Here is a 14,426-nt window from a genome sequence, read left to right on the forward strand (position 1 = left end):
TTAACCCTGAACCGCGGCCGCCATGACGGCCTCGTCGATGTCACGGCCCTCGATGCGGGCGGCCTCGGCCGCCTCCAGGACCCGCTTGTAGTCGGTGGGCATGATCTTGCCGAACCGGCCGAGCGCGGCCTGCCAGTCGGCCAGCAGTTCCTTGGCCGCCGGCGATCCGGTCTCGGCGAAGTGCTGCTCGACCGTCTCGCGCAGGAACTCGGCGTCCTGCTCGGTCAGCTCCTCGATCGCGACCATCTCCCGGTTGACCCGCTCGGCCCGCAGGTCGAGCAGGTAGGCGACGCCGCCGGACATGCCGGCCGCGAAGTTGCGCCCGGTCGGGCCGAGCACGACGACCCGGCCGCCCGTCATGTACTCGCAGCCGTGGTCGCCGACGCCCTCGACGACCGCGGTGGCGCCGGAGTTGCGCACGCAGAACCGTTCGCCGACGACGCCGCGGACGAACACCTCGCCGGAGGTCGCGCCGTACAGGGCGACGTTGCCGGCGATGATGTGCCCGTCGAGCGGCGCCTCCTCGTGCGGCCGGACGGTGATGCGGCCACCGGACAGGCCCTTGCCGAGGTAGTCGTTGGCGTCGCCGGTCAGCCGCAGCGTGAGGCCGCGCGGGATGAACGCGCCGAACGAGTTGCCGGCCGAGCCGGTGAAGGAGATGTCGATCGTGTTGTCGGGCAGGCCGGCGCCGCCGTGGCGCTTGGTCACCTGGTGGCCGAGCATGGTGCCGACCGTGCGGTTGACGTTGCGGATCGGCAGCTCCAGCGTGACCGGGGTGCCGTCCTTGAGCGCGCCCTCGGCGAGCTGGATGAGCGTGTTGTCGAGGGCGTGCCGCAGGCCGTGGTCCTGCTCGCTGACCCGGCGCAGCGGCGTGCCCTCGGGCAGCTCCGGCCGGTGCAGGATCGGCGTCAGGTCGAGGCCGCCGGCCTTCCAGTGGCCCTCGGCCGCCGTGGTGTCGAGCAGCTCGACGTGCCCGATCGCCTCGTCCAGCGAGCGGAAGCCGAGCTGGGCGAGGTACTCGCGGATCTCCTCGGCGACGAACTCGAAGAAGTTGACCACGAACTCCGGCTTGCCGCTGAAGCGCTTGCGCAGCTCGGGGTTCTGCGTGGCGACGCCCACGGGGCAGGTGTCGAGGTGGCAGACCCGCATCATGACGCAGCCGGAGACGACCAGTGGAGCGGTGGCGAAGCCGAACTCCTCGGCGCCGAGCAGTGCGGCGATGATCACGTCGCGGCCGGTCTTGAGCTGGCCGTCGACCTGCACCACGATGCGGTCGCGCAGGCCGTTGAGCAGCAGCGTCTGCTGGGTCTCGGCCAGACCGAGCTCCCAGGGGGCGCCCGCGTGCTTGAGACTGGTCAGCGGGGAGGCGCCGGTGCCGCCGTCGTGCCCGGAGATGAGCACCACGTCGGCGTGGGCCTTGGACACGCCCGCCGCGACCGTGCCGACTCCGACCTCGGCGACGAGCTTGACGTGCACGCGCGCCTGCGGGTTGGAGTTCTTCAGGTCGTGGATGAGCTGCGCCAGGTCCTCGATCGAGTAGATGTCGTGGTGCGGCGGCGGCGAGATGAGGCCGACACCGGGCGTGGAGTGCCGGGTCTTGGCGATCCACGGGTAGACCTTGTGACCGGGGAGCTGGCCGCCCTCGCCGGGCTTGGCGCCCTGCGCCATCTTGATCTGCAGGTCGTCGGCGTTGACCAGGTATTCGCTGGTGACTCCGAAGCGGCCGGAGGCCACCTGCTTGATGGAGCTGCGCCGGGCCTGGTCGTAGAGGCGCTCGGGGTCCTCGCCGCCCTCGCCGGTGTTGGACTTGCCGCCGAGCCGGTTCATCGCGATGGCGAGCGTCTCGTGCGCCTCCATCGAGATCGAGCCGTACGACATGGCGCCGGTGGAGAACCGCTTGACGATCTCGGAGACCGGCTCGACCTCCTCGATCGGCACCGGGGCCCGGTCGCTCTTGAACTTGAACAGGCCGCGCAGGGTCATGAGCCGCTCGGCCTGGGAGTCCACCATGCCGGTGTACTCCTTGAAGATCTCGTAGCGGCGGGTGCGCGTGGCGTGCTGCAGCTTGAAGACGGTCTCGGGGTTGAACAGGTGCGGCTCGCCCTCGCGCCGCCACTGGTACTCGCCGCCGACCTGGAGCCTGCGGTGCGCGTTGGGCACGCGCGGGTAGGCGTGGCGGTGCCGCTCGGCGGTCTCGCGGGCCAGCACGTCGAAGCCGACGCCGCCGAGCCGGGAGGTGGTGCCGGTGAAGCAGGTGTCGATGACCTCCTGGCTCAGGCCCAGCGCCTCGAAGATCTGCGCGCCGGTGTAGGAGGCCACCGTGGAGACGCCCATCTTGGACATGACCTTGATGACGCCCTTGCCGTACGCCTTGATCAGGTTGCGTACGGCCTTGCGCTTGTCGACCTGCAGGACACCGGTGTCGACCAGGTCCTCGACGGTCTCGATCGCGAGGTAGGGGTTGACCGCGCCGGCGCCGTAGCCGATGAGCAGCGCCATGTGGTGGCACTCGCGGGCCTCGCCCGTCTCGATGACCAGGCCGATCTTGGTGCGGGTCTTCTCCTTGATGAGGTGGTGGTGCACCGCGCCGGTGAGCAGCAGCGACGGGATCGGCGCCAGTTCCTCCGAGGAGCCGCGGTCGGACAGCACGATGATGCGCGCGCCGCCGGCGATGGCCTCGGACACCTCGGCGCGGATCTCCTCCAGGCGGTGCAGCAGCGCCTCGCCGCCGCCCGACACCTGGTAGAGACCGGAGATCACGTGGGGGTGGAAGCCGGGCAGGTCGGACTCGTCGTTGATATGGATGATCTTCGCGAGCTCGTCGTTGTCGATCACCGGGTACGGCAGGACGAGTTGCCGGCAGGAGGAGGGTCCGGGGTCGAGCAGGTTGCCCTCGGGGCCGAGCACGCTGGCCAGCGAGGTGACCAGTTCCTCGCGGATGGCGTCCAGCGGCGGGTTGGTGACCTGCGCGAACAGCTGGGAGAAGTAGTCGAACAGCAGCCGGGGCTTCTCGCTGAGCACGGCGACGGGTGTGTCGGTGCCCATGGAGCCGATCGGCTCGATGCCGGTCCTGGCCATCGGCGACAGGATGATCCGCAGCTCTTCCTCGGTGTAGCCGAAGGTCTGCTGCCGCTTGACCAGCGCCTCGTGCGTGGGGATCTCGTGCTGGCGCGCCGGCAGCTCCTCGAAGCGGACCAGGCCGGCGTGCAGCCAGTCCTCGTACGGCAGCTCGGCGGCCAGCTCGGCCTTGATCTCGTCGTCCTCGATGATCTTGCCGCGGGCGGTGTCGATGAGGAACATCCGGCCGGGCTGCAGGCGGCCCTTGCGCACCACGTCGCCGGGGGCGAAGTCGAGCACGCCGGCCTCGGAGGCGAGGACCACCAGGCCGTCGGCGGTCACCCAGAACCGGCCGGGGCGCAGGCCGTTGCGGTCGAGCACGGCACCGGCGAGGGTGCCGTCGGTGAAGGTGATCGAGGCGGGGCCGTCCCAGGCCTCCATCATCGAGGAGTGGAACTCGTAGAAGGCCCGGCGGGCCGGGTCCATCTCGGTGTGGTTCTCCCACGCCTCGGGGATCATCATGAGCACGGCGTGCGGCAGGCTCCGGCCGCCGAGGTGCAGCAGTTCCAGGACCTCGTCGAAGGAGGCGGTGTCGCTGCCGTCGGGGTCGCAGATCGGGAAGAGCCGGCTCAGCTCGCCGGGGATCAGGTCGGAGGCGAGCATCGCCTCGCGGGCGCGCATCCAGTTGCGGTTGCCCTTGACCGTGTTGATCTCGCCGTTGTGCGCGACGTAGCGGTAGGGGTGGGCGAGCGGCCAGCTCGGGAAGGTGTTGGTCGAGAAGCGCGAGTGCACCAGCGCGATGGCGGTCGCGTAGCGTTCGTCGGACAGGTCGGGGAAGAACGGCTCGACCTGCTCGGGCGTGAGCATGCCCTTGTAGACGATCGTGCGCGAGCTCAGTGAGGGGAAGTAGACCTTCGCCTCGTGCTCGGCCCGCTTGCGCAGGCAGAACGCCAGGCGGTCGAGCTCCAGCCCGGACACGGCGTCAGGTCCGGCCACGAACAACTGGGCGAAGTGCGGCATGGCGGCCCGGGCGCTGGGACCGGGCAGCTCGCGGTCGACCGGCACCTCGCGCCAGCCGAGCACGGTCAGGCCCTCCTCCGCGGCGATCTCCTCGATCCGCCGCACGGCCTCCGCGCGAGCCTGCTCGCCGACCGGCAGGTAGGCCATGCCGGCCGCGTACCGGCCGGCCTCGGGCAGGTCGAAGGGCAGGCTCGCACGCAGGAAGGCGTCGGGGATCTGCGTCAGGATCCCCGCTCCGTCACCGGTGTCCGGCTCGCTACCCTTGGCCCCCCGGTGGTCCAGGTTGAGCAGCGCCGTCAGCGCCTTCACCACGATCCCGTGCCCGCGACGTCCCGCGACGTCGGCGACCATGGCGACACCGCAGGCATCGTGCTCGTTGGCGGGGTGGTAGAGGCCCTGGGGCTCGGGGAACCCGAGGTGGGCAGCAGGCATTGAATCCCTCCCGTCGTCTTCGTCTGTTCAGAACTGCTCAACAGGCGGGGACGACGTTGGCCCTGCTGCATGTTGTGCGTAGAGATTACCGCACCTACGTGGAGTGGTGCCCGCTCTGTCCGTATTGCGAACATTCCCAGCGTCTTGACATGCGGACTTCTCCGTTTCGAACAGCGGAATCACTCCCGCCATTCCCGGCCGCGACGGCTTTTCCTCCTTCCTGGCGCGTACGCTATCTTTTGCACTGACCAGTCAGTTCAAGAGAGGGAGGGGTGCCGTGATCGTCGCCAGGGGCCTGACGGTCGAGGGGGTGTTCGCGGACGTCTCGTTCACGGCCGGGCCCGGCACGCTCACCGTCGTCGCCGGCCCGGCGGGCAGCGGGCGGACGAGCCTGCTCCTCACCCTCGCCGGCCGGATGCGACCGGCGAGGGGCACGCTGAGCGTGCACGGCCACACCCGGCCGCGCGCCATCCGCAAGGTCGCCGCGCTGGCGCTGGTCGACGGGGTGACCGACCTCGACCGGTCGCTCACGGTCCGCGAGCACCTGCGCGAACGGCGGCGGGCGCCCTACCGCGAGACGCTGCGGAAGGCCGGGCTGGACGCGGCGGAGACGACCCTCGTCAGCGAGCTGGACCGGGAACGGCAGGTGCGCCTCGGCGTCGCCCTGGCGCTGCTCGACGACCCCCGAGTGATCGTCGCCGACAACGTCGACCAGGGGCTGCCGCCGGACCGGCAGCAGGCGCTGTGGACCCTGCTGGGCGGGCTGGGCCGGACCGTGGTGGCGTCCTGCGTGCTCCGGCCCGCCCGTTACGACCGGCTGGTGGAGCTGTGATGCGAGGAATGCTGCGATCCAGGCTGACCCGGATGGCGCTGGCCGCCGTCGTGCTGCTGCCGCTGCTGTACGCGGGACTGTACCTGTGGTCGTTCTGGGACCCGCAGGGCAACCTCGACCGGGTGCCCGTCGCGCTGGTCATGGAGGACCGGCCCGCCACCCTGACCGGCACAGCGTCCGGCACCGCGTCCGGCACAGCGTCCGGCACCGGCACCCGGTCCGGCCGGACCCTGCACGCGGGCCGCGACCTCGCCGCCGAGCTGCGGGAACGCCGCGTCTTCGGCTGGCACGAGGCGACGGCGCGGCAGGCGGCCGACGGCGTGCGGGACGGCAGCTACTACCTGGCCCTGACGATCCCCGCCGACTTCAGCGCCCGCCTCGCCTCGCCCTCCGACGACCGCGCCACGCCCGCGCCCGCCCATCTCGGGCTGCGCGTGGACACCGGCCGCAGCTACATCGTCGGCAGCATCTCCGACGCGGTGTTCAACGAGGTACGGGCGGCGGCCGAGCGCACGGTCATCAACGACTACTTCGACCGGGTCTTCGTCTCCATCGGCGACATCCACGACCAGACCTCCAAGGCCGCCGACGGCGCCGGCGAGCTGCACGCCGGCACGCTGCGGGCCGGCGACGGCGTCGCCAAGCTGGCCACGGGCCTCGGCACCGCCGAGGACGGCGCGCGCAGGCTCTCGGCTGGCCTGGACACCGCCGCCTCCTCCACCGAGCGGCTGCGCGCCGGCTCCGCCAAGGTCACGGGCGGCCTCACCCAGGCCAGGAAGGGCATCGGCGAGCTGAGCGACGGCCTGACCAAGCTGCGCCGCGACGGCACGGCCGAGCTGCGCAAGGGCGCCCGGCAGGCCTCCGAGCAGGTGCACGCCCAGACCGGCGCCGTCGACCGGATCGCCGACACCTACGTCCCCGTGCTCGACGAGTGGGGACCCCGGGTCGCGCAGGCGGCGGACAGGGTCGCCGAGCAGGCCGGGCGGATCGACGACCCGCAGGCCCCCGAGCTGAGCTCCGCCGCCCGCGAGCTGGCCGACGCCGCCCGCAAGGTCTCCGCCGTGGCCCCCGAGCTGGGACCCCGGCTGGACGAGGTCCGGCGTCAGGTGAACGCGCTGGACGCCGGCCTGGCCAAGCTCGCCGACGGCGCCGACACCGTCGACGCCAAGCTCGGTCAGGCCGGCCAGGGGGCCAGGAAGCTGCACCAGGGCGCCACCAGGCTGCGCGACGGCTCCGCCCAGGTCACCGGCGGCCTCACCAGGCTCGGCGGCGGCCTGGCCGAGCTGGGCGCCGGCGCCGACCGGCTCACCTCCGGCGTCGACCGGCTGCAGAACGGCGCCGGCCGGGTCGACAAGGGCCTCACCCGGCTGGCCGAGGGCTCCAAGGACCTGGCCGACGGACTCGGCGACGGGGCCGAGCAGATCCCCGACTACAACCGCCAGGAGCGCGAGGCCCGCGCCGGCATGATGAGCGACCCCGTACGCCTGGCCAAGCAGGTCGACAACGAGGTGCCCGACTACGGCACCGGCTTCGCCCCGTTCTTCCTGCCCCTGGCACTCTGGGTCGGCGCGATGATCGCGTACATGGTGCTCAGACCGCTCAACCCGCGCCGCCTGGCGGGCACCGCGGGAGCGGTGCGGATCGCGCTGTCGGGCTGGCTGCCCGCCGTGGCGCTGGGCGCGGCGCAGGTCGTCGTGCTGGTGGCGGTGATGAGGTTCGGCCTCGGCATGCGGGCCGCGCACTGGGCCGGCGTCGCGGGGCTCCTCCTGCTGACGGCGGCGGCGTTCCTCGCGGTGGTGCAGGCGGTCAACGCGCTGCTCGGCCCGCCGGGCCGGGTCGTGGCGCTGGCGCTGCTCATGCTCCAGCTCACCTCGGCCGCCGGCACCTACCCGATCGAGACCTCGCCCGGCTTCTTCCAGACCGTCTCGCCGTGGCTGCCGATGAGCTGGGTGGTCTCGGCGCTGCGCCGGCTGATCAGCGGGGGCGATCCCACCGTCGTGTGGCAGGCTTGCGGGGTGCTGATCACGTTCCTCGTCGCCGGGCTCGCGCTCACCACCCTCGCCGTCGAGCGCGGCCGCACCTGGTCGGTCAGGCGGCTGCACCCGGAGCTGTCGCTGTGAGCCGGCAGGACACCAGGGCCAAGGTGTTCGCCGCGGCGATCGACCTCATGGCCGAGCAGGGCTACACCGCCACCACGGTCGAGGCCATCGCCGAGCGGGCCGGGGTGGCCAAGGGCACCGTGTTCTACAACTTCGGCAGCAAGGAGGCGTTGTTCGCCGCACTGCTGGAGCACTCGGTCGCCAGGCTGGCCGAGGCGCTGTCGCGGGCCGCCACCGGCGACAGCGCCCTCGCCGCGCTCGACAACGTGGTGCTCGGGCAGCTGCGCTTCTTCGACGAGCACGGGCCGCTCGCGCGGGTGCTGCTGGCCGAGATGTGGCGCACGGCCTGGCAGGAGGCGGTGGCCCAGCTGCGCGAGCACGCCCTCGGCGTCTACACCCGCGTGCTGCGCGACGCCGTGGCCGCCGGGGACATCAGGCCGGACCTCGACGTGGAGACCGCGGCCACGGCCCTGTTCGGCATGGTGCTGACCGTCGCCATCGAACGCCGGGCCCTCCACCCCGACCGCCCCCTGGAACAGGCCCACGCGACGCTGCTGGAGCTGATGCACGGCCGCCTCAGGTGAGGGCCAGGTCCAGCGCGGTCTCCACGTGGACGCGGGTGGAGTCGACCACCGGGACGGGGCTGTCCTCGGGCCCCACCAGCAGCGTGATCTCGGTGCAGCCCAGCACGATCCCCTCGGCGCCACGGTCCGCCAGCCCGGCCATGATCCGCCGGTAGGCGTCGCGGGAGGAGCTCTCGACCTGGTTGCGGGTGAGCTCCTGGTAGATCACGTCGTGGACGAGCGTGCGCTCCGGCTCGTCCGGCACCACCACCTCCACGCCGTGCCGGCGCATCCGGTCGCGGTAGAAGTCCATCTCCATCGTGAACCGGGTGCCCAGCAGCCCCACCCGGGTCAGGCCGGCGGCCACCACCCGCCGCGCGGTCGCGTCGACGATGTGCACCAACGGCACACCCAGCGCCGCCTCGACGGCGTCCGCGACCTGGTGCATCGTGTTGGTGCACAAGAGCACCAGGCCGGCGCCCGCCCGCTCCACCGTCGTGGCCGCCTCGGCGAGCACCCGTCCCGCGCCGGCCCAGTCGCCCGCCCGCTGCATCGCCTCGATCTCGGCGAAGTCGACGGTCAGCAGCACGCTCCTGGCGCAGTGGTGGCCACCCAGCCGCCGCCGCGCCTCCTCGTTCAGCAGCCTGTAGTACTCGGCGGAGGACTCCCAGCTCATGCCGCCGATCAGGCCGATCGTTCGTCTCATGCGGCAAGCCTGACCTGCCGGCCGGCTCATAGGTAGCCCTGAAGGTCTTGGCGCGGACCCAAGCAATACTTATGGCATGGCCTCCGGTCTGGACGTGCAACGGCTGCTGATCTTCCGGGAGATCGCGCGGGCCGGCTCCATCGCGAGCGCCGCCCGGTCGCTCGGCTGGACCCAGCCCGCCGTCAGCCAGCACCTGCGCCACCTCGAACGTCAGGCGGGCACCCCGCTCGTGCTGCGCCGTCCGCGCGGCGTGCAGCTCACCGAGGCAGGTCGGACGCTCCTGCGCCACGCCGAGGCCATCGCCACCCGGCTGCGCCTGGCCACGGACGAGCTCGACGCGCTGGTGCGGCTCCGTGCCGGGAGCGTGCGGCTGGCCGCCTTCCCGTCGGCGGGCGCCACCATCGTGCCCGCCGCGATGGGCCTGCTCGCGGGCCGCCACCCCGGCCTCGATGTCCGGCTCCGCGAGGCCGAACCACCGCAGGCCCTCGGCCTGCTGGCGGCGGGTGAGGTGGACCTCGCCGTGACCTTCGCCCACCCCACCTCCGCCCCACATCCCCGCGCCGGCTTCCCCTCGGGCCCGGAGCCGGTGGAGGTCGGCGCCTCGGATCTGGTGCGGGTGGTGGTCGGGGCGGATCCGCTGGTGCTCGTCCTGCCCCGCGCCCACCCGTACGCGCAGCCGGCGGACGTGCCCCTCCCCCTGAACGCGCTGGCCGGCGAGAAGTGGGTCGGCGGCTGCGACCGGTGCACGGCGAACCTGCTCGCCCTGTGCGCGGACGCCGGCTTCGTCCCTGACATCCGGCACAGCTCCGACGACTACGTCCTCACCCAGGCCCTGATCGCCCGGGGCCTGGCCGTGGGGCTGCTCCCCCGGCTCGCCCTCGACGCCTCACGCGACCCGGGCATCGCCGTCCGCCCGGTCGCCGGGCTCGGACACCGGATCCTGTACGTGTCCCACCATCGCGACGCCGACCGCGTCCCCGCCGTCCGCGGTGCCATCCAGGCCCTCCTCGACACCATGGCACCCACCCTCGACCACACCCCCACGTAGGCTCCCGGCACGCCGACCGGGCCCGTGTCAGGCGGCGCGGCGAATCGGTCAGGGTCTTGTGCTGGTCAGGGTCTTGTGCTGGGGCCGGCGCTCGGACCGGGCCTCCAGGGGGTCAGGTGGCTGCCAGGACCCGGGACTGGACGACATGGCCGAGGCCGTCGAGGGCGACGAGGGTCTTGACCGGGTCGGCGCCGGGGCCGCTCGCGCCCGCCCAGGCGACCGTGACGTAGTGGCCCAGCGCCCGCGCCGCCGCCCGGCTGCGGGACGCCTCGAACGGGACCGCCTGCCGGACGAAGCCGTCCTTGGCGAGCGCGGCCACCAGCGCGTCGGCCGCGCGCCCGTCCGGGAGGTTGAAGATGACGAACTGCCCGGCATCGCCCGACGCGCTCGTGTACGTGGCGCGCAGCGCCTGGGTGCAGCCCGTCGCGGAGGCGCCCCACAGGGCGTCGTCGCAGTCGTCGAGCTGCTCGGCCGAGGCGCGGCTGAGCGTGCCGAGGGTCCGGGTGGCGGGGGTGAAGACCTCGTCCAGCCGTAGCGGCGCCGCGTCGGCCTGCCGGGAGTCGATCAGCGCGTACAGGGCCGAGGTGGGCTCGCCGCTGAAGGCGGCAGGACGGGGTTCGCCGCGGCCGAGCCACAGCCAGGCACCGGCGGCCAGAACCGCGAGCCCGGCGACGGCCGCCAGCGGGACGGTGAGCCGGCGCGCCATCAGGACGCCGGTCCGGTGATCGTGACGACGCGCCGGTAGACGGCCTTCTCGGCGCCCCTCAGCGTGATCGCCAGGGAGACGAAGTCGTCGCGGGCGGACGGCTGGGCGCCGTCGGCCCTGCCGTACCAGACGAGCCCGACGTAGTGGCCGAGCGCGTAGCCGGCCGCCTCGGTGTGCCCGTCGGCCGGGAAGGCGGCGCCCGGCGTGGTCAGGGGCCGGGTCCAGCCGCCCCGGTAGCCGGTCTTCAGCTCCTCGACGAGCTCGGCGGCGGCCTGGGCGTCGCGCAGGTTGAGCAGGGTGTACTGGCCGACGTAACGGCCGTCTGCGGTGGTGTAGAGGCCGCGGGCGGCCTGGCTGCATTCGGCGTCGGCGACGAGCTGCAGGAGGGCCTCGCCCCACAGGGCCGCCGCGCAGTCGGCGTCGAGCTGCTTGGCGGCTACTTTCAGCCTGAACTTCTTCTCGCCCGCCAGCGTCCTGGTCGCGAAGACCTCCTTCTCGGTGAGCGGCTTGGCGTCCTTGGCCCGGTCGGCGATCGGGTCGAACAGCTTGGACGCGGCCCAGCCCTGGTAGGAGGCGGGGATCCCGGTGCCGCCGGCGCCCACGGCGGCGCTGGCCCGGCGTTCGGAGACGTAGTCGCCGCCGACCGAGAGGAGGACGGCGGCCAGCCCGCAGGCTCCGGCGACGACGCCGAGGACCGAGGCGATGATGACGAGCAGCCGCTGCTGCTCCGGTCTGAGCCCCCAGTCGGTGAGCAGGGGGAACTGCCAGTCGGAGCGTGGCGTCCTGCGTCGCTTGCGCGAGGCCGTCCGGGTGGGGGGCTGTCCGGTGCCGGTCACAGGCCCGCCGCCCCGATCAGGTTGCCGAGCGCGAACGTGAGCCCGGCCGCCAGCGCGCCGACGAGGAGCTGGCGCAGGCCGGAGTACCACCAGCTACGGGCCGTCACCGTGGAGACCAGCGCACCCGCGCCGAACAGCGCGACGCACGACACCACCGCCGACACCCACAGGTCGGCCACGCCGAGCAGGTAGGGCACGAGCGGCAGGATCGCCCCCACGGCGAACGACAGGAACGACGAGACGGCGGCCAGCCTGGGCGAGGGCAGGGCGGTGGGATCGACGCCGAACTCGGTCTGGGTGTGCACGCGCAGCGCGCGTTCGGGGTTGCTGGAGATCTGGGCGGCCACCTGGGCGGCGGTGTCGGGGGCGGCCCCCTGGTCGACGAGGGCCTGGGCCAGCTCGGCCTGCTCCTCCTCAGGGTGACGCTGCAGCTCGCGCCGCTCGATGGCGATCTCGGCCAGGGCCAGCTCGCGCTGGCTGGCCACGGAGACGTACTCGCCGCCGGCCATGGAGAACGCGCCCGCCGCCAGTCCGGCGCCGCCCGCGAGCAGGATGATCTTGGTGTCGGAGGTGCCGCCGGCGACACCGGCGATGAGCGCGAAGTTGGACACCAGCCCGTCCATCGCGCCGAACACCGACGGCCGCAGCCAGCCGCCGGTGACGTCACGGTGCTGGTGGTGCTGCTCCGCGCGCCCGCTCATCGCGCGTTCTTCTCCTCCGGCACGGCGAGCCTGTCGGTCGCCGGCGGCGCCTCGGCGTCGTCGTCACTGCCGGCAATGTCGGGGTCGTCCGCGCCGGCGGCGCCCTTCGGGCTCTCGGGGCTCTTCGGACCTTCCACGCTATCCGCACCCTCGGGGTGATCAGTGCCCGAGGAGGCGCCCGAGGAGTCGTCCGAGTCGCCGGACGAGCCCGCCGACCGGCCCACCTCGTCCTCGTCGGCCCGGTCGGCCTGGTCGGCCTGGTCGGCAGGGTGGGCCGGATCGGCCGCCTGCCCGCCGTCGCCCTGCGCCGTGGCGGGGACCACGATCTCCACGGTGTCCTTGTTGCGCGTCGCCCAGAGGTAGACCAGCGCACCGGCGAACACGACGATCGACGTCCACTGGTTGAGCCGCAGCCCGAGGAACGTCACCGCATGGTCGACGCCGCCGACCGGGTCGATCCGGAGCCCCTCGATCCAGAACCGGCCCAGCGTGTAGCCGGCGACGTAGAGGGCGAACAGCCGGCCGTGCCGCAGCGTGAACCGCTTGCCGACCAGGAGCAGCGCGAAGCCGAGCGCCACGTTCCAGATCGACTCGTACAGGAAGGTCGGGTGGTAGAGGACGCCCGGCTCCCCGCCGTGCCGCGCGTCGATCTCCAGGCCCCACGGGAGCGTGGTCGGGCCGCCGTACAGCTCCTGGTTGAACCAGTTGCCCCAGCGGCCGATGGCCTGGGCGAAGGCGATGCCGGGCGCGACCGTGTCGGCCATGGCGCCCAGCGACAGGCCGCGTCGGCGGCAGGCGAGCCACACGCCCACCCCGCCCAGGGCGACGGCCCCCCAGATGCCGAGCCCGCCCTCCCAGATGAACAGCGCCTGGTAGGGCTCCTTGATCGCACGCTCGCCGAAGTAGGTCTGCCAGTCGGTGATGACGTGGTAGAGGCGGCCACCGATCAGTCCGAAGATCACCGCGGGGACCGCGATGTCGATGATCGTGCCGCTCTGGCCGCCTCGGGCGCGCCAACGGCGCTCGCTCAGCCAGACGGCGACGATGACACCGAGGACGATGCACAGGGCGTAGGCCCGGATCGGGATGAACCCGAGATACCAGACCCCCTCGGCGGGGCTGGGAATCGAGGCAAGGGGCATGTCAGGTGAGGGTAGCGGACGCAGGGCTACTTGGCCGCCCCCGTGACCTGTTCGCGCAACTCCTGCGGCGCGAAGATGACCTGGTTGTCCATGTTGATGCCGTCAAGCTTGACGGTGGGCGTGCCCTCGATCTTCGCCTCCTTGCCGGTCTTGTCGCTGAAGGAGATCTGGGCGTTGGCGTACTTCTGGTCCCTGACGCAGCTCTCGAACTCGGGCGAGGTCACCCCCGCCTCCTTCCCCCAGGCCACCAGATCGTCGATCTTGAAGCCCTCGGCGGCCTCGCTCGGCTGGTTCTCGAAGAGCAGGTCGTGGTAGGCCGCCCACTGCTTGCCGTCGGCCACGCAGCGCGCGGCGGCGCCCGCGCGGACGGAGTTGCCGCGCGTGGGCTCCTGGCTGAAGATCGTGATCGGGTGGAAGACGACCTTGGCCTTGCCCTCGGCGGCGAGGTTTCTGAACGTCTGGCCGCTGACGGCCTCCAGTTGCTTGCACGCGGGGCACTGGAAGTCTTCGTAGATGTCGATGACGGGCTTGGTCACGCCCTGCTTGGCCATCACGACCGAACCGTCGGGATCCACGGTGATCGGGGCCAGCGCGCCGGCCGCCTCCTCCGACTGCGACTGGCTGAACGACCACAGCCAACCGGCGCCGACGGCCGCCACCGCGACCACGCCCGCGGTCACGTAGGTGACGACGCGCTTGCGCTTCTCGCGTGTCCGGTCGGCCGCCTGCTGCTCCTTGATCCGCTCGCGGGCCGTCTTCTGGCGCTCGCCCTTGCTCATGAGCCTGTCTCCTCCTCGTCGTCGTGTCGTCTGGCCGCGCCGGTCAGGCCGAGGGCCGAGTCGAGCGCGAAGCGCCCCGGCGGGAACCGCACCGCCCAGACACCCGCCAGCACGAGGCCGAAGTCGCGCACGATGTCGAGCAGATAGGTCGGCTCCTGCCCGGCCCCCAGCTCGCCGCCGCCACCGAAGCAGCCGCAGTCGATCCGCAGCCCGTTGGCCCACGCCCAGGCGATGCCGAGGACGAACGCGAGCATGAGCAGCGTCGCGACGACCCCGGCCACCCTGGTCATCAGGCCGAGCACCAGCAGCACGCCGAGCACGATCTCCAGCATCGGCAGGGCGTAGCCCACCGTCGTGGCGAGGCCCTCGGGCAGCAACTGGTACGCCTTGACCGCCACGACCGAATCCCACGGTTTGTCCACCTTCAGCCCACCGGCTGCGAGCAGCACCCCGCCCAGGACCAACCGGGCGACCGTCGTCACCCAGGGTATCGTCCAACTGGCAC

Annotated in this window: 12 protein-coding genes; 4 read left to right on the forward strand and 8 right to left on the reverse strand. The window is 72.5% G+C overall.

Annotated features, from left to right (window positions below; translation table 11 throughout):
• Window positions 1-4,509 carry a glutamate synthase large subunit gene (gene gltB, locus FHU36_RS02080; protein ID WP_185082109.1) on the reverse strand — a complete coding sequence of 1,503 codons (4,509 nt, stop codon included), beginning with the start codon at window positions 4,507-4,509 and terminating at the stop codon, window positions 1-3.
• A 277-nt stretch (window positions 4,510-4,786) separates the two neighbouring features.
• On the opposite strand from gltB, the gene FHU36_RS02085 reads away from it, so the two are divergent.
• The 3 genes from FHU36_RS02085 to FHU36_RS02095 are packed head-to-tail and all read left to right on the forward strand — an operon-like array spanning window position 4,787 to window position 8,024.
• Entirely contained in the window at window positions 4,787-5,341 is a 555-nt protein-coding gene (locus FHU36_RS02085; protein ID WP_185082110.1) for an ABC transporter ATP-binding protein, read from the forward strand.
• Between the two features lie 8 nt (window positions 5,342-5,349).
• Window positions 5,350-7,461, forward strand: a complete 2,112-nt coding sequence (locus tag FHU36_RS02090; RefSeq protein ID WP_246501921.1) for a YhgE/Pip family protein — start codon at window positions 5,350-5,352, stop codon at window positions 7,459-7,461.
• Window positions 7,458-8,024 carry a TetR/AcrR family transcriptional regulator gene (locus FHU36_RS02095; protein WP_185082112.1) on the forward strand — a complete coding sequence of 189 codons (567 nt, stop codon included), beginning with the start codon at window positions 7,458-7,460 and terminating at the stop codon, window positions 8,022-8,024. The genes FHU36_RS02090 and FHU36_RS02095 overlap by 4 nt, the downstream gene beginning before the upstream one ends.
• On the opposite strand, the gene FHU36_RS02100 is transcribed toward FHU36_RS02095, so the two are convergent.
• On the reverse strand, window positions 8,017-8,709 hold the full coding sequence (locus FHU36_RS02100) for an aspartate/glutamate racemase family protein (RefSeq protein ID WP_185082113.1): 693 nt from the start codon (window positions 8,707-8,709) through the stop codon (window positions 8,017-8,019). The two genes, FHU36_RS02095 and FHU36_RS02100, sit on opposite strands and share 8 nt — an antisense overlap.
• A 76-nt stretch (window positions 8,710-8,785) precedes the next feature.
• Here FHU36_RS02100 and FHU36_RS02105 point away from each other — a divergent pair, with 76 nt between their 5' ends.
• Entirely contained in the window at window positions 8,786-9,757 is a 972-nt protein-coding gene (locus FHU36_RS02105) for a LysR family transcriptional regulator (RefSeq protein ID WP_185082114.1), read from the forward strand.
• 112 nt (window positions 9,758-9,869) lie between these two features.
• On the opposite strand, the gene FHU36_RS02110 is transcribed toward FHU36_RS02105, so the two are convergent.
• From FHU36_RS02110 to FHU36_RS02135, 6 genes are read right to left on the reverse strand one after another with little or no spacing between them, the layout of a single operon-like run.
• Window positions 9,870-10,463, reverse strand: coding sequence for a hypothetical protein (locus tag FHU36_RS02110; RefSeq protein WP_185082115.1), 594 nt, complete (start codon window positions 10,461-10,463; stop codon window positions 9,870-9,872).
• Window positions 10,463-11,299 carry a hypothetical protein gene (locus tag FHU36_RS02115; RefSeq protein ID WP_185082116.1) on the reverse strand — a complete coding sequence of 279 codons (837 nt, stop codon included), beginning with the start codon at window positions 11,297-11,299 and terminating at the stop codon, window positions 10,463-10,465. Before FHU36_RS02115 ends, FHU36_RS02110 begins: the two co-directional genes overlap by 1 nt.
• Window positions 11,296-12,000 carry a VIT1/CCC1 transporter family protein gene (locus tag FHU36_RS02120; protein WP_185082117.1) on the reverse strand — a complete coding sequence of 235 codons (705 nt, stop codon included), beginning with the start codon at window positions 11,998-12,000 and terminating at the stop codon, window positions 11,296-11,298. Before FHU36_RS02120 ends, FHU36_RS02115 begins: the two co-directional genes overlap by 4 nt.
• On the reverse strand, window positions 11,997-13,142 hold the full coding sequence (lgt, locus tag FHU36_RS02125; protein WP_185082118.1) for a prolipoprotein diacylglyceryl transferase: 1,146 nt from the start codon (window positions 13,140-13,142) through the stop codon (window positions 11,997-11,999). The genes FHU36_RS02120 and lgt overlap by 4 nt, the downstream gene beginning before the upstream one ends.
• A gap of 26 nt (window positions 13,143-13,168) precedes the next feature.
• Window positions 13,169-13,921: a DsbA family protein gene (locus FHU36_RS02130; RefSeq protein ID WP_185082119.1), complete on the reverse strand. Its 753-nt coding sequence runs from the start codon at window positions 13,919-13,921 to the stop codon at window positions 13,169-13,171.
• The gene (locus FHU36_RS02135) at window positions 13,918-14,403 is read right to left on the reverse strand and encodes a MauE/DoxX family redox-associated membrane protein (protein ID WP_185082120.1); all 486 of its coding nucleotides are present in this window, start codon (window positions 14,401-14,403) and stop codon (window positions 13,918-13,920) included. Before FHU36_RS02135 ends, FHU36_RS02130 begins: the two co-directional genes overlap by 4 nt.
• Between the last annotated feature and the right edge of the window lie 23 nt (window positions 14,404-14,426).

It is taken from the genome of Nonomuraea muscovyensis (genome assembly GCF_014207745.1).
Taxonomy (GTDB): Bacteria; Actinomycetota; Actinomycetes; order Streptosporangiales; family Streptosporangiaceae; genus Nonomuraea; species Nonomuraea muscovyensis.